Source organism: Thermus thermophilus, from assembly GCF_019974155.1.
Lineage (GTDB): Bacteria > Deinococcota > Deinococci > Deinococcales > Thermaceae > Thermus > Thermus thermophilus_C.
On sequence record NZ_AP025158.1, the window covers coordinates 1,505,972 to 1,520,010 of the forward strand.

13 protein-coding genes are annotated in these 14,039 nt (G+C 70.6%); 11 read left to right on the forward strand and 2 right to left on the reverse strand.

The annotated features are described in order from the left end of the window. Nucleotides 1–12: 12 nt before the first annotated feature. From hemE to hemG, 3 genes are read left to right on the forward strand one after another with little or no spacing between them, the layout of a single operon-like run. A complete protein-coding gene (gene hemE, locus TthTMY_RS08100) occupies nucleotides 13–1,038 on the forward strand; it encodes a uroporphyrinogen decarboxylase (protein WP_096410900.1) in 1,026 nt (341 codons plus the stop codon). Further along, nucleotides 1,035–1,988: a ferrochelatase gene (hemH, locus tag TthTMY_RS08105; protein WP_096410901.1), complete on the forward strand. Its 954-nt coding sequence runs from the start codon at nucleotides 1,035–1,037 to the stop codon at nucleotides 1,986–1,988. Before hemE ends, hemH begins: the two co-directional genes overlap by 4 nt. Then, nucleotides 1,976–3,349, forward strand: a complete 1,374-nt coding sequence (gene hemG / locus TthTMY_RS08110; RefSeq protein WP_096410902.1) for a protoporphyrinogen oxidase — start codon at nucleotides 1,976–1,978, stop codon at nucleotides 3,347–3,349. The genes hemH and hemG overlap by 13 nt, the downstream gene beginning before the upstream one ends. Nucleotides 3,350–3,755: 406 nt before the next feature. Here the strand turns inward: hemG and TthTMY_RS08115 are convergent, their stop codons facing one another. After that, complete coding sequence (locus TthTMY_RS08115) at nucleotides 3,756–5,417, reverse strand: ABC-ATPase domain-containing protein (protein WP_223903165.1); 1,662 nt, start codon at nucleotides 5,415–5,417, stop codon at nucleotides 3,756–3,758. 88 nt (nucleotides 5,418–5,505) lie between these two features. Between TthTMY_RS08115 and TthTMY_RS08120 the strand changes: the two genes are divergently transcribed. Together TthTMY_RS08120 and galK are read left to right on the forward strand one after the other, a co-directional pair. Continuing rightward, nucleotides 5,506–6,351 (forward strand): metal ABC transporter substrate-binding protein, encoded by an 846-nt coding sequence (locus TthTMY_RS08120; protein WP_223903166.1) that lies wholly within the window; start codon nucleotides 5,506–5,508, stop codon nucleotides 6,349–6,351. 7 nt (nucleotides 6,352–6,358) lie between these two features. Then, entirely contained in the window at nucleotides 6,359–7,402 is a 1,044-nt protein-coding gene (gene galK, locus TthTMY_RS08125) for a galactokinase (RefSeq protein WP_096410904.1), read from the forward strand. Here the strand turns inward: galK and TthTMY_RS08130 are convergent. Next, entirely contained in the window at nucleotides 7,399–8,475 is a 1,077-nt protein-coding gene (locus TthTMY_RS08130; protein WP_096410905.1) for a TRAP transporter substrate-binding protein, read from the reverse strand. The two genes, galK and TthTMY_RS08130, sit on opposite strands and share 4 nt — an antisense overlap. Before the next feature lie 50 nt (nucleotides 8,476–8,525). Between TthTMY_RS08130 and TthTMY_RS08135 the strand changes: the two genes are divergently transcribed. From TthTMY_RS08135 to TthTMY_RS08160, 6 genes are all read left to right on the forward strand, one after another. Further along, entirely contained in the window at nucleotides 8,526–9,092 is a 567-nt protein-coding gene (locus TthTMY_RS08135; RefSeq protein WP_096410906.1) for a thioredoxin family protein, read from the forward strand. 43 nt (nucleotides 9,093–9,135) lie between these two features. Beyond that, complete coding sequence (locus TthTMY_RS08140; RefSeq protein ID WP_096410907.1) at nucleotides 9,136–10,068, forward strand: NAD-dependent epimerase/dehydratase family protein; 933 nt, start codon at nucleotides 9,136–9,138, stop codon at nucleotides 10,066–10,068. A 366-nt stretch (nucleotides 10,069–10,434) separates the two neighbouring features. Then, complete coding sequence (locus TthTMY_RS08145; RefSeq protein WP_096410908.1) at nucleotides 10,435–11,619, forward strand: ABC transporter substrate-binding protein; 1,185 nt, start codon at nucleotides 10,435–10,437, stop codon at nucleotides 11,617–11,619. A 28-nt stretch (nucleotides 11,620–11,647) separates the two neighbouring features. Then, nucleotides 11,648–12,523 carry a branched-chain amino acid ABC transporter permease gene (locus TthTMY_RS08150; RefSeq protein ID WP_096410909.1) on the forward strand — a complete coding sequence of 292 codons (876 nt, stop codon included), beginning with the start codon at nucleotides 11,648–11,650 and terminating at the stop codon, nucleotides 12,521–12,523. Beyond that, nucleotides 12,523–13,299, forward strand: a complete 777-nt coding sequence (locus tag TthTMY_RS08155) for an ABC transporter ATP-binding protein (RefSeq protein WP_096410910.1) — start codon at nucleotides 12,523–12,525, stop codon at nucleotides 13,297–13,299. The genes TthTMY_RS08150 and TthTMY_RS08155 overlap by 1 nt, the downstream gene beginning before the upstream one ends. After that, the gene (locus TthTMY_RS08160; RefSeq protein ID WP_223903167.1) at nucleotides 13,290–14,039 is read left to right on the forward strand and encodes an ABC transporter ATP-binding protein; all 750 of its coding nucleotides are present in this window, start codon (nucleotides 13,290–13,292) and stop codon (nucleotides 14,037–14,039) included. The genes TthTMY_RS08155 and TthTMY_RS08160 overlap by 10 nt, the downstream gene beginning before the upstream one ends.

Genomic DNA, 14,039 nt, shown 5'->3' on the forward strand with positions numbered 1-14,039 from the left:
CCCCATGCTAGCATGGACCTCGTGAACGACCTCATCCTCCGGGCCGCCCGGGGCGAGCCCACCCCGAGGCCCCCCGTGTGGTTCATGCGCCAGGCCGGGCGCTACCAGAAGGCCTACCGGAAGCTCCGCGAGCGCTACACCCTCCCCGAGATCGTGCAAAACCCCGAGGTCTGCGCCGAGGTGACCCTCCTCCCCGTGAGAACGCTCGGGGTGGACGCGGCCATCCTCTTCGCCGACATCACCACCCCCCTCTACGGCATGGGGGTGGACCTCTCCCTGGTGGAGAACAAGGGACCGGTGATCCATAACCCCGTCCGGGACGAAAAGGGCGTGGAGGCCTTGAGGCCCCTCGTGCCCGAGGAGGCCGTCCCCTTCGTCCTAGAGACGATCCGGATCCTCAAGCGGGAGCTTCCCGTCCCCCTCATCGGCTTCGCCGGGGCCCCCTTCACCCTGGCGAGCTACCTGGTGGAAGGGGGGCCGAGCCGCCGCTTCCTCCGGGTCAAGGCCCTGATGTACGGGGAGGAGGCCCTGTGGCACCGCCTCATGGAGAAGCTCACCGAGGCCATGGCCCGTTACCTCCGGGCCCAGGCCGAGGCGGGGGCCGACCTCCTCCAGGTCTTTGACTCCTGGGTGGGGGCGCTCTCCCCCGCGGATTACCGCCGCTACGTCAAGCCCCACATGGAAAGGCTCTTCCAAAGCCTCAGGCCCGCGGGGGTCCCCGTGATCCACTTCGGCGTGGGCACCATGGGGCTCCTCGAGGACATGAAGGAAGCGGGCGGGGACGTCCTGGGCCTGGACCACCACACCCCCCTCCCCTGGGCCCGCGCCCTCCTCGGGGCCACCCCCGTCCAGGGGAACCTGGACCCCGCCGTCCTCCTCGCCCCCAAAGGGGTCATCCGCCGCGAGGTGCAGAGGATCCTGGAGGAAAACGGCGGGAAAGGCGGGCACATCTTCAACCTGGGGCACGGGATCGTGCCCGAGACCCCCGAGGAGAACGTGCGCTACGTGGTAGAACTCATCCAGGAGGTAACGGCATGAACGTCCTTCTCATGGCCTACGGCACCCCTTACGCCCCCGAGGAGGTGGAGCCTTACTACACGGACATCCGCCGGGGGCGCCGCCCCTCGGAGGAGCTCCTCAAGGAGCTCGCCGAGCGGTACGAGGCCATCGGCAAAAGCCCCCTGAACGAGATCACCCTGGCCCAGGCGGTCCGCCTCCAGGCCCTCCTCAACCTGGAGGCCCCCCCCTACCCCAAGCGCCTCCTGGGCCCCTTCCCTCCCCGCGCCCCCCACGGCCCCGCCCGGGTCTACGTGGGGACGAAGCACTGGCACCCCTCCATCGGGGAGGCGGTGGCCGCCATGCACGAGGACGGGGTGCGGCGGGCCGTGGCCATCGTGGCCGCTCCCCACTACTCCTTGAGGAGCGTGGCCGAGTACCGGGAGAAGGTGGACTCGGCCCTAAAAGCCCTCCCCGAGCCCATAGACTTCGTCTGGGTGGAAAGCTACGAGGCCCACCCCGGCCTCATCGCCGCCTACGCCCGGAGGCTCGAGGAGGTGATCTGGCGCCTGAAGAACCCGGGGAAGGCGGCCTACGTCTTCACCGCCCACTCCATTCCCCTCTCCGCCGTGGAGAAGGGGGACCCCTACCCCAGGCAGGTGGAGAAGACGGCGGAACTCATCGCCAAGAGGCTCGCCCTCCCCCGCTTCTACGTGGCCTACCAGTCGGCGGGGCGCACCCCGGAGCCCTGGCTCGGCCCCGACATCAACGAGCTTCTGCGCACGCTGAAGGAGGAGGGGTACGAGGAGGTGGCCGTCCAGGCGGTGGGCTTCCCCGCCGACCACCTGGAGGTCTTCTACGACCTGGACCTCGAGGCCCAGGCCACGGCGAGGGCGCTCGGCCTGAGGCTCCTTAGGGCCCGGAGCCTGAACGCGGACCTGGACTACATCCAGGTCCTCAAGGACCTGGTGGAGGCGGCGTGGCCGAGGTAGGGGTGGCCGTAGTGGGCGGGGGGTGGGCGGGGCTGGCCGCCGCCTTAGCCCTCAAGGAGGCGGGGGCGGACTTCCTCCTCCTGGAGGCCAGCCTCCGCCTCGGGGGGAAGGTGCGCACCGCCCGGCAGGAGGGCTTCCTGGTGGAGGGGGGGCCCGACGCCAGCGTCCGCTACAAGAAGGAGGTGCTGGAGCTCGCCCAGGCCTTCGGCCTCGAGCCCATCGGCACCCTTCCGGAAAAGCCCGCGGCCTACATCCTCTACCGGGGGAAGCGCCACCCCCTGCCCGAAGGCCTCCTCCAGGTGGTGCCCGGGGACCTCAAGGCCCTGGCCCGCACCCCCCTCCTCTCCCTCCCGGGGAAGCTCCGGGCCCTCTACGACCTCTTCCTTCCCCGGGGGGCGAAGGAGGACGAGACCCTGAGGGAGTTCGTGGAGAGGCGCCTGGGGCCCGAGGTCTACCGGGCCCTGGTGGCCCCCCTGGCCGGGGGGGTGTACGGGGGGGAGCCCGACGACCTCTCCATGCGGGCCGCCTTTCCCCAGCTCTGGGAGCTGGAGGGGAAGCACCGGAGCCTCCTCCTCGGGGCCATGCGGGCGCGCAAGGGGCGGGGAAGCCGGGAGGGGGGCAGCCTCTTCTTCTCCTTCGCCGAGGGCCTCCAGGCCCTCACCCGGCGGATGGCCGAGGCCCTGGGGGAGCGGGTCCTGCGGGGCACCCCCGTCCTCGGCTTGGAGCCAGGGCACGGAAGGTGGCGCCTCCACACCCCTAAAGGGGCCCTCCTCGCCGAGGCCGTGGTCCTCGCCGTCCCCGCCCCCCAGGCGGCGGGCCTCCTCAGGCCCTTCCTCCCGGAGGCCACCGCTTTGCTCAAGGGGATCCCCCACACCCCGGCGGCCACGGTGAGCCTGGCCTTCCCCGGGGCGCTCCCCGTGGAGGGGCACGGGCTGCTTGTGGCCAAGGGGGAGGGGCTTCGGGCCCGGGGGTTCACCTGGACGCACCGGAAGTGGCCGGGGCGGGTCCCGGAGGGGTTCAGCCTGGTGCGGGCCTACTTCTCAGGGGAGGCCGCCCGGCTTTCCGAGGAGGCCCTCATCCGGCTGGCCCTGGAAGACCTAGCCCGCCTCCTCCCGGGCCTTCCCCGGGTCCACCGGGCCTGGGCCTTCCGCTTCCCCGAGGGGATGCCCGCCTACCGGGTGGGCCACCTGGACCGGGTGGAGCGGCTGGAGATGGCCCTGGTCAAGGCGCCCGGCCTCTTCCTCGCGGGGAACTACCTCCAGGGGGTGGGCCTGCCCGAGGTGGTGCGCTCGGGGAGGCGGGCGGCGCAAAGGGCCCTGGCCCACCTCTCCCTAGGCGAGGCCCATGGAGCTTCTCGGTGAGGAGGGAAGAAGGCTTCTTCGGCTCGGCCTCCTTCCCGGCCTCCTGGGCGGGGGGCTCGCGGTGGCCTTCCGCCTCCTCCTCCTGGTCCCTCCCCTCGCCCTGCCCCTCGCGGGCGGTGGGGCTTTTCATACCACCCCATGCTGGCTCGCGCCAGCATGGGGGCCCCGGCAAAAGGTCCCTAAGGAGCTTCCCTGGGCCAGTCGGGCGAAGGAAACCGGAAGAAAGGGTATCAGCGCCTGGCTTTAAAGCCGGGGCCTGGCCCAGCTTCCCCCGGGCCGGCCCCTCCTCCTCGGGGACCTGGTTTCGCCGCGGCGGGGGCCCCCAAAGGACCTTCCCAAGCCTTATTTCGGGCAACCCGTGTTGCGAATCAACGTGCGGCCACTTAAGCGTTCGCACGGGGCGGCCTCAGACCTGGACCACCTCGAGGCCCCGGAGCCGGTTGACGGCGGCGGCGAGCTCCAAGGGGCGCACCCAGGCGAGCTCGGGGGCCTCCTCCAGGGCAAAGAGGTCCTCCACCCCGAGGAGGGCCCGCTCCACCAGGGCCTTAAGCGGCGTCCGCCCGTCGGCAAGCCCCCCCAGGCGCTTGAACAGGGCCCCGAGGGCCCGAACCTGGGCCTGCTCAAAGAGGTCCAAGGCGGAGAGGTCCACCGTCTCCTCCCCGTAGACGAGCTCCCGCAAGCCCCGGCCCTTCACCTTCTCCTTCCGCCCCCGCCTGGGGTCAAAGCTCGCCGGCAAGGGGGCCCGGGGCACGGCCCGCAAGGGGTGGCGGGGCTCGCCGAAGGCCCGGCCCGTGGGGTGGGCCCGGGCGATGGCCTTCGCCTCGGCCGTCACCTCCCGGGGGCGGTACGCCTCCATGAGGACCACGGTGTCCGCCAGGTCCAGGTAGTCCCCCACGCCCCCCACCACCAGGACGAGGCTCACGCCCAAGGCCTTGAAGTCCCCTACCCGGTCCAGGATGGGCGTCAGGGTCTCCCGCCGCACCAGGGCCTGCATCCGGGCGTCCCGCACCAGGAGGTTCGTGGCCGAGGTGTCCTCGTCCAGAAGGAGCACCCTCGCCCCCATCTCCAGGGCCTCGAGGATGGCCGCGGCCAGGCTCGTGGAGCCCGAGGCGTCCTCCGTGGAGAAGAAGGCGGTGTCCTGGCCCAGGGGGAGGTCGTGGACGAAGGGCCTCAGGTCCACGCCCTTCACGCTCCGGCCGTCCTCGGACTGAACCCTCTGGGCGAGGGGGTCCGTCACCACCCACTCCCGCCCGTCCCCGGGGACGTGGGGGAAGACCCCGTGGACCAGGGCCTCCAGGAGGGTGGTCTTGCCGTGGAACCCGCCCCCGGTGATCAGGGTGAGGCCCCGGGGAAGCCCCATCCCCCACACCTCCCCGGCGTGGGGGGTATGGAAGGCCACCCTGAGGGCAGGGGGGCTCTGGAAGGGCACCGCCCCCTTCAGGGGCCTCTGGCTCACCCCGCTTTCCCGGGGAAGGACGCTCCCCTCCCCCACGAAGGCCACCAGGCCCCGCTCGGCGAGGCGCTCCTGGATGAAGGCGAAGTCCTCCGCCTGGCGGACGTGGCGGAGGAGGGCCTCCCGGTCCAGCTCCTGGAGGAAGGCCTCCAGGTGGCGGGAGAGGGCCTGGAAGAGCCGCCTGGCCTCCCGCCCGAGGATGCGCCTTCCCTGGGCGGGAAGGCCCACCCGGAAGCGCAGGAAAAGCCCCTCCTCCCCAAGGTGCGCCCCGGCCCGGCGCAGGACCTTGGGGCTTTCCACCTCCACCCGCACGGCCCCCGAGTGGCCGGAGCCCGCAAGGCGGGGCAGGTCCCGCAGCCGGGCTTTGAGGGCCCGGAGGAGGAAGTCCTCCACCGCCACCCGCCCCTCGGGCCGGGTGTAGACCCGGAGGGCCTCCAGGGCCTGGCCCGGGTAGATCACCTCCAGGACGCTTGGGGTGGCGAAGGGGTCCCCCTGCACGTGGACGAAGCGGAGGGCGAAGCCCTTTCCCCGCCAGACCCCCTTCAGGTCCTTGTAGAAGGGGTAGGGCTTGCCTTCCAGGGCCTCGAGGCGGTCCAAAAGGTCCTCCAGCCGCATCGCCCCCCCAGGCTACGGGGAAGGCCCCGGGGGGCGCAACCGCGGGAGGTTGACAAAGCGAGTTTGATAATGAAATATCACTTTTGCCATGCGCGCCCTAGCCCTCCTTCCCTGGCTCCTCGCCGCCGCCTTGGCCCAGGTCCAGGTGGCGGCCACCACCCCCATCCTCGCCGACCTCGTCCGGCAGGTGGGGGGAAAGCGGGTGGCGGTGGTGGCGGTCGTCCCCCCGGGGGCCGACCCCCACACCTTTGAGCCCACCCCCTCCGTGGCCCAGGCCCTAAGCCGGGCCCGCCTCCTCTTCGCCAACGGGCTCGGCCTCGAGCCCTACCTGCCCAAGCTCCAGGCCCTCCTCCCCAAAAACGCCCGGGTGGTCCTCCTCGGGGAGGGGCAGCCGGGCCTGATCTGCGGGGAGGACCATGCGGAGGAGGACCACGGCCACGGCCCCTGCGACCCCCACCTCTGGCTGGACCCCGCCTACGCCGTCCGCTACGCCGAGCGGATCCTCGAAGCCCTCGCCGCTTTGGACCCCGGGGGCCGTGACCTCTACCGGGCCAACCTGGAGCGCTTCAAAAAGGAGGTGGAGGCCCTGGACCGGGCCTATAGGGCCTGCGGGCTTAAGGGAACGAAGGTGGTGGTCCAGCACGACGCCTTCCGCTACTTCGCCAGGCGGTACGGCCTGGAGGTGGTGGGGGTCCTGAGCCAGGGCGGGGCCCAGGAGGTGGGGAGCCGGAGCTTCCTCGCCCTGTTGGAGAAGGCCAAGAGGGAGGGGGTCAGGCTCGTCCTCGCCGAGCCTCAGTTCCAGGGCAAGGCCCTAAGGGCCCTGGCCGAGGCCCTCGGGGCCCGGGTCGCGGTCCTGTACACCGACACCCTGGACGCCCGGGTGAAGACCTACCTGGACCTCCTGCGCCACAACCTGCGGGCCCTCTGCCCATAATGGAGGCATGGGCTTCCAAGAGGTTTACGGCGTCCTGCCCCAGGCCAGCGCCCAGGCCCCCGGCCGGGTGAACCTCCTGGGGGAGCACACGGACTACCAGGAAGGCTACGTCCTCCCCACCCCGGTCCCCTACTTCACCCGGGTGGAGGCCGCCCCCCTCGAGGGGGCGGTGGAGGCCTTCAGCGAGAACCTGGGGGAGCTCCGGGCCCGCCCCCTCTCCTCCCCGCCCCAAGGGGACTTCCTGGACTACCTCCTCGGGGTGGTCCGGGCCCTCCGGGAGGCCGGGCACGGGGTGGAAGGGGCCCGGTTCTACGTCCGCAGCGACCTCCCCATGGGGGCGGGGCTTTCCAGCTCCGCCGCCCTCGAGGTGGCGGCCCTCAGGGCCCTCCGCACCCTCTACCGCCTCCCCCTCTCCGACCTGGAGGTGGCCCGCCTCGCCCAGAAGGCGGAGGTGGAGTACGTGGGGGTCCGGTGCGGGATCATGGACCAGATGGCGGCGAGCCTGGGCCAGCCGGGCCAGGCCCTCTTCCTGGACACCCGAACCCTGGCCTACGAGAACCTTCCCCTTCCCCCGGGGGTGCGGGTGGCCGTCCTGGACCTCGGGCTTGGGCGCCGGCTGGCGGAGGCCGGGTACAACCAGCGCCGCCAGGAGGCGGAGGAGGCGGCCAAGAGGCTCGGGGTGCGCTCCCTTAGGGACGTGGCCGACCTCTGCCTGGTGGAAAGCCTCCCTTCGCCCCTGGACCGGCGGGCCCGGCACGTGGTGAGCGAGAACCTTAGGGTCCTTCGGGGGGTGGAGGCCCTAAGGCGGGGGGACGCCCGGGCCTTCGGGGAGCTCATGACCGCAAGCCACCGCTCCCTGGCCCAGGACTACGAGGTGAGCCTCCCCGAGCTGGACCTCTTGGTGGAGGAGGCCCTGAAGGCCGGGGCCTACGGGGCCAAGCTCACGGGGGCAGGCTTCGGCGGGGCCGTGGTGGCCCTGGTGGCCGAAAGCCGCTTCCCCGCCTTCAGGGAGGCCCTGGCCCGGCGCTTCCCCGACCTCAAGGTCCTCTAAACCGCGGGGAAGGCGAAGGCCTCGTAGCCCAGCTCGGCCACGGCGAACCAGCGGAAGACCTCGCCCCGGAAGGCCCAGTAGGCGGTGTAGACCCGGCGGTACCCCGCGTCCTTGGCCGCCTGCTCCTCGTAGAGGGCCCGGGCCTCCTCCTCCGCCTTGCGCAGGATCTCGGCAGGCCACTTCCTCAAGCGCACCCCGGCGGCAAGGAGGCGCTTCAGGGCGGGCGGGTTCAGGGCGTCGTATTTGGCCATCATGGTGAGGTTCACCTCGCTCGCCGCCGCCTGGAAGGCCTCCTGGAACTCCTTGGGAAGCCTCGCCCACTCCCTCTGGGCCACGAGGAAGGAGACCTGGGCGCTGGGCTCCCAGAAGGAGGGGTAGTAGTAGTAGCGGGCCACCTTGTAAAAGCCCAGCTTCTCGTCGTCGTAGGGCCCGGCAAACTCGGTGGCGTCTATGGCCCCCCGCTCCAAGGCGGGGTAGATGTCCCCGGCCGCCAACGTCTGGGGCACCACCCCAAGCCGCCCCATCACGAGGCCGCCGAGGCCCGGGATGCGCATCCTGAGGCCCTTGAGGTCCTCCAGGGTGCGGACCTCCCGGCGGAACCAGCCCCCCATCTGGGCCCCGGTGTTTCCCCCGGGGAACTGGAGGACGCCGAAATCGGCGTAGACCCGGCGGAGGAGCTCGAGCCCCCCGCCGAAGAGCATCCAGGCGTTGTGCTGCCGGTAGGTCAGGCCGAAGGGGACGCCCCCGTCAAAGGCCAAAGCCGGGTTCTTGCCCACGTAGAAGGGACCGTAGGTGTGGCCGGCCTCCACCGTGCCCTGCTGCACCGCGTCCAGCACCTGCCCCCCGGGGACGAGCTCCCCGGCCTGGTAGACCCGGATCTGGAACCGCCCCCCGGTGAGCTCCGCCACCCGCTTCGCCAGCTCCTCCGCCCCGCCGTAGAGGGTGTCCAGGCTCCTCGGGTAGCTGGAAGCGAGCCGCCAGCGCACCGTGGGGCTCCCCTGGGCGAAGGCGCGGTAGAAGAGGCTCGCCCCAAGGCCTACGCCCACCTTCCTGAGAAAGCTCCGCCTTTTCATCGTGCCCTCCGGCGTTGACCAATATACCACTTCGCTGGTATCATGGGGCCATGCTCCAGTACCCCGAGCTTCCCTTGGAAAGCCCCCTCATTGACGCCGAGCTTCCCGACCCGAGGGGCGGGCGCTACCGGCTTTCCCAGTTCCAGGAGCCCCTTTTGGCCGTGGTCTTCATGTGCAACCGCTGCCCCTACGTGAAGGGCTCCATCGGCGAGCTCGTGGCCCTGGCGGAGAGGTACCGGGGCAAGGTGGCCTTCGTGGGCATCAACCCCAACGACTACGAGAAGTACCCCGAGGACAGCCCCGAGGCCATGGTGGCCTTCGCCGAGGCGCACGGCATTTTCTTCCCCTACCTCCTGGACGAGACCCAGGAGGTGGCCAAGGCCTACCGCGCCCTGCGCACCCCAGAGGTCTTCCTCTTTGACCAAAGGCGCCTCCTCCGCTACCACGGCCGGGTGAACGACAGCCCCAAGGACCCCAGCAAGGCGCAAAGCCACGACCTCGAGGCGGCCATAGAGGCCCTCCTCCGGGGCGAGGAACCCCCCCTCAAGGAGGCCCCGGCCATCGGCTGCACCATCAAGTGGAGGCCGGGGAACGAGCCCGAGGTGCGGATCGGCTAACCCATCTGGTAGACTGCCCCCGGGCTTCGGCCCGGGGGGTTTTATGCGCGTGTTGGTGACGGGCGGCGCCGGTTTCATCGGAAGCCACATCGTGGAGGACCTCCTCGCCAAGGGCCTGGAGGTGGCGGTCCTGGACAACCTGGCCACGGGCAAGCGGGAAAACGTGCCCCAAGGGGTCCCCTTCTTCCAGGTGGACCTGAGGGACAAAGAAGGGGTGGAGCGGGCCTTCCGGGAGTTCCGCCCCACCCACGTCTCCCACCAAGCGGCCCAGGCCTCGGTGAAGGTGAGCGTGGAAAACCCCCTCCTGGACTTTGAGGTGAACCTCCTGGGGGGGCTTAACCTCCTGGAGGCCTGCCGCCGCTATGGGGTAGAGAAACTGGTCTTCGCCTCCACGGGCGGGGCCATCTACGGGGAGGTGCCCGAGGGGGAAAGGGCCGAGGAGACCTGGCCCCCCCGCCCCAAGAGCCCCTACGCCGCGAGCAAAGCGGCCTTTGAGCACTACCTCTCCGCCTACGGGCAAAACTACGGGCTCAAGTGGGCCGCCTTACGCTACGGCAACGTCTACGGCCCCAGGCAGGACCCCCACGGGGAGGCGGGGGTGGTGGCCATCTTCGCCGAGCGGGTCCTGAAGGGCCTACCCGTGACCCTCTACGCCCGGAAGACCCCGGGGGACGAGGGGTGCGTGCGGGACTACGTCTACGTCAAGGACGTGGCCGAGGCCCACGCCCTCGCCCTCTTCTCCCTGGAAGGGGTCTACAACGTGGGCACCGGGGAAGGGCACACCACGGAGGAGGTCCTAAGAGCCGTGGCCGAGGCCGCGGGGAAGGCCCCCTTGGTCCAGCCCGCCCCCCCGCGCCCCGGGGACCTGGAGCGAAGCGTCCTTTCCCCCATGAAGCTCATGGCCCACGGCTGGCGGCCCAAGGTGGGGTTTGCGGAAGGCATCCGCCTCACCGTGGAGCATTTCCGGGGCGCTTGATACACCCACCCGGGGTAATCTACCCCGCCCTCTGTGGGCGTGCGGCTCTTCACCCGACCTGGCTCGCCGCCGTCATGGGGGAAGCGGGGTGGCCCTGGCCCTAAAGGCCTCCAGTTTTCCCTTCCTCGCCTTCCTCCGGCCTGAGGCGCTGGCCCCGGCGGGGCGACGCCAACCCCAGGTCGGCTAACCCGTTTCGCAACATGGGAGGCCCGAACCGGGGCTGCGGAGAGGTTTTTTGGGGCCCCCACCGCTTTCGCCGCGGTGGGGGACCTGCCCAAGGTGCGGGCGCTTAAGGGGCTCCCCGGTCTTGCAAAAAGGAAGGGGGCATGCTTTTTTGACCCAAGTACAGCCGGAAAGGAGGCGAACATGAAGCGCAGGGAGTTTCTGAGGAGGCTTGGCGTGGGTTCTCTGGCGGCCATGGGCTTCTCCCGCTTCGCCCTGGCCCAGGCGAGGCCCGTGAAGCTCGCCGCCCTCCTCCCCCTCACCGGGCCCTTCGCCTTCGCGGGCAACGCCGGGCGGGAGGGGTTCGTGGACGGGGTGGACTACGTGAACGAGGTCCTGGGGGGGATCGCCGGGCGGAAGCTGGAGCTCATCGTGGAGGACACGGGCTACGACGTGGCCAAGGGCACGGCCGCCTTCAACCGGGTCCTCTCCCGGGAGCGGCCCGAGGAGCTCCTCTTCGTCTACGGCGACTCCACGGGGCTTTCCAAGGCCCTGGCCCCGGAGATCGCCAGGATCGGCCTCCCCTACTCGGCCACGAGCTTCGCCAGCGAGCTCGCCGACCCCGAGAAGTACCCCACCATCTTCGTCTTCGGCCCCACCTACAACGACATGATGGAGGCCCTCCTCCGCCAGATCCGCCTGCAAAAGGGCAAGGCCCGCATCGCCCTCGTCTACTCCAACACCGAGTTCGGCCGCGACCCCATCCCCTACGTCAAGGAGCGGGCCAAGGCCTTGGGGATGGAGGTGGTCCACGAGGAGGTGACGCCCCCCGCCTTCACCGACGCCACCCCCGTGGTCCTGAACCTCCGCCGGGCCAACCCCGACTTCGTCCTCCTCCAGGGCTACGCCCTCTCCGCGGAGCCCCTGATCCTAAGGGCGGCGCGGGAGCAGGGCCTAAGGGCCCAGTTCATGGGCACCTACTACTCGGCGGAGCTCGTCCTCATCCAGCGGGCAGGCCCCGCGGCCGAGGGCTTCACCGTCACCTACCACAACCCCTACTGGTACGACACCCTGGTGCCCGCGGTGGACGAGATGCGGAAGTTCCGCCAGCGGAAGGGCCGGGACACCTCCTACCGCCCCACCTACTACATGGGGAGCCTGGCCGTGGCCCTGGGGGTGGCCGAGGCCATGCGCCGGGCGGCCCAGGCGGGGAAGCTCACCCGGGCCGGGGTGGCGGAGTACCTGGAGAAGATCGGGGACTACACCGCTTTGGGCCTCACCCGGGGCTACCAGTTCGTGAACCACCGCATCCCCTACACCAAGCTCTACCGGGCGAGCGTCAAGGACGGGCGCTTCAACGCCATCACCGACTGGCTGAAGCTGGCCTAAGGCCAGGCCCCTTCCCTCGGGAGGAAACGTGGCCGACCTCCTTCCCTACCTCATCGGCGGCCTGGCCAACGGGGCCCTCTACGGCCTCCTGGCCCTAGGGTTCGTGCTGGTCTTCCGCGCCACCAGCGTGGTGAACTTCGCCATCGGGGAGTTCCTGCTGGTGGGGGCCTACCTCACCTACACCTTCGCCCTCCTCCTTCCCCTCCCCTTGGCCATCCTGGCCGCCCTGCCCCTCGCCTTTCTCTTCGGGGTCCTGGTGGAGCGGGGCTTCGTGCGGCCCCTCCTGGGGCGGAACGTGGTGGCGGTGATCATGGCCACCATCGGCCTCGCCGCCGCCCTGGACGGGGGGGTGCAGCTCCTCTGGGGCCCGGACCTCAAGTACCTGCCGGGAAGCCTCCCCGACCTGGGCTTTGAGGCGGGGGGGGTTTACGTCTCCTCCCGGGCGGTCTGGAACCTCCTCCTGGCCCTGCCCTTGGGGCTCGGCCTCCTCTGGCTCCTCCGGAAAAGCCGCTACGGGATCCTGGTCCGGGCCATCTCCGAGCGGGAGGTGGCGGCCTTGGCCCTGGGCATCCCCACGGCCCGGATCCTGGCCGGGGTCTGGGGGCTTTCCGCCCTCCTCGCCACCCTGGCCGGGGCCCTCCTCGCCGTGGCGAGCGGGGTGGGGTACAACCTCGTCTTCTTCGGGCTCAAGGTCTTCCCCGTGGCCATCCTGGGGGGGCTTGACGCCGTGGGCGGGGCCTTGGCGGCGGGGTTTTTGCTGGGGGTCCTCGAGGCCCTCTCCCAGCGCTACCTGGAGGCCTACCTCCCCGGCTTCACCGAGGCCCTGCCCTTCGTGGTGGTCCTCCTCGTCCTCCTCATAAGGCCCTACGGCCTCTTCGGGGAGCGGCAGATTGAGAGGGTGTGATGCTTTCCGTGGAGAACCTCAAGGTGGTCTACCGCGGGGTGATCCTGGCCCTGGACGGGGTCTCCTTGGAGGTGGGCGAGGGGGAGGCCGTGGCCCTCCTGGGCCCCAATGGGGCCGGGAAAAGCTCCTTGGTGCGGGCCATCGCCGGCCTTCTCCCCAAGTTTGAGGGGCGGGTCCTGGACGGGAGGGTGCGCCTCTTCGGCCAGGAGGCCACCCACCTGGACCCGGTGGGGATCTCCCGGCTCGGCCTCACCGCCATCCTGGAGGGCCGCCCCCTCTTCCGCTACCTGACCCCGGTGGAGAACCTCATGGCCGCAGGCCACCGCCTCCCCCCAAAGGCGCTCAAGGAGGGGATGGAGGAGGTCTTCGCCCGCTTCCCCCGCCTTTATGAACGCCGCCACGAGCAGGCGGGCTACCTCTCCGGGGGGGAGCAGCAGATGCTCCTTTTGGGCATGGCCCTCCTCACGAGGCCGAGGCTTCTGGTGGTGGACGAGCCCTCCTTGGGCCTCGCCCCCAAGCTGGTGGAGGAGGTGATGCAAACCCTCGCCGCCCTAAGGCGGGAAAAGGGGCTCTCCCTCCTCCTCGTGGAGCAGAACGCCCGGGCCGCCCTCGGCATCGTGGACCGGGTGTACGTCCTGGAAAGGGGCCGGGTGGTCTTTGAGGGGAGCGCCAAGGAGGCCATGGAGGACCAGGACGTGATGGAGTTCTACCTGGGCAAGGAGGAGGTGGGCTTCCGCCAGGCGAGGCGGTACCGGAGGAGGAAGCGGTGGGTGTGATCCTAGAGGTGCAGGACCTCCACCTCTCCTTTAAAGGGGTGAAGGCCCTCGCGGGGGTGGAGTTCTCCGTGGCGGAGGGGGAGTTCTTCGCCGTCATCGGCCCAAACGGCGCCGGGAAGACCACGCTCTTAAACGTCCTCTCCGGGGTGTACGAGCCCGAGAAGGGCGAGGTGGTCTTCCTGGGGGAAAGCCTTAGGGGGAAAAGCCCGCAAGCGCGGGCCCGCATGGGCCTCGGGCGCACCTTCCAGGGCCTGGAGATCTTCCGGGGGATGAGCGTCCTGGAAAACGTCAAGCTGGGGGCGGAGCTCGCCTTCCCCGGCTACCCCATGGCCCTACCCCGGGCGGAAAGGGAGTGGCGCCTAAGGGCCTGGGCGGAGGAGGTCCTGGACTACCTCCACCTCTCCCCCTTCCGCCACGCCCCGGCGGGGATGCTCCCCTATGGCCTCCAGAAGCGGGTGGAGGTGGCAAGGGCCCTCGCGGGCCGGCCTAAGCTCCTCCTCCTGGACGAGCCCATGGCGGGGCTTGCCCTGGAGGAGAAGCAGGACCTGGCCCGCTTCCTCCTGGACGCCCGGGAGGAGTGGGGGGTGACCCTCCTTTGGGTGGAGCACGACCTTAGGGCCGTCCTGGAGCTTTCCGACCGGGTCTTGGTCCTCTCCTACGGGGAGGTCCTCTACTACGGCCCCCCCGAAGGGGTGAAGAAGGACCCCAAGGTGGTGGAGGCCTACCTGGGCCAGGGGTGA

Coding starts and splice junctions, on each gene's coding strand:
- hemE (WP_096410900.1), top strand. CDS start 13: ATGGACCTCGTGAACGACCTCATCCTCCGGGCCGCCCGGGGCGAGCCC.
- hemH (WP_096410901.1), top strand. CDS start 1,035: ATGAACGTCCTTCTCATGGCCTACGGCACCCCTTACGCCCCCGAGGAG.
- TthTMY_RS08115 (WP_223903165.1), bottom strand. CDS start 5,417: ATGCGGCTGGAGGACCTTTTGGACCGCCTCGAGGCCCTGGAAGGCAAG.
- TthTMY_RS08120 (WP_223903166.1), top strand. CDS start 5,506: ATGCGCGCCCTAGCCCTCCTTCCCTGGCTCCTCGCCGCCGCCTTGGCC.
- galK (WP_096410904.1), top strand. CDS start 6,359: ATGGGCTTCCAAGAGGTTTACGGCGTCCTGCCCCAGGCCAGCGCCCAG.
- TthTMY_RS08130 (WP_096410905.1), bottom strand. CDS start 8,475: ATGAAAAGGCGGAGCTTTCTCAGGAAGGTGGGCGTAGGCCTTGGGGCG.
- TthTMY_RS08135 (WP_096410906.1), top strand. CDS start 8,526: ATGCTCCAGTACCCCGAGCTTCCCTTGGAAAGCCCCCTCATTGACGCC.
- TthTMY_RS08140 (WP_096410907.1), top strand. CDS start 9,136: ATGCGCGTGTTGGTGACGGGCGGCGCCGGTTTCATCGGAAGCCACATC.
- TthTMY_RS08145 (WP_096410908.1), top strand. CDS start 10,435: ATGAAGCGCAGGGAGTTTCTGAGGAGGCTTGGCGTGGGTTCTCTGGCG.
- TthTMY_RS08155 (WP_096410910.1), top strand. CDS start 12,523: ATGCTTTCCGTGGAGAACCTCAAGGTGGTCTACCGCGGGGTGATCCTG.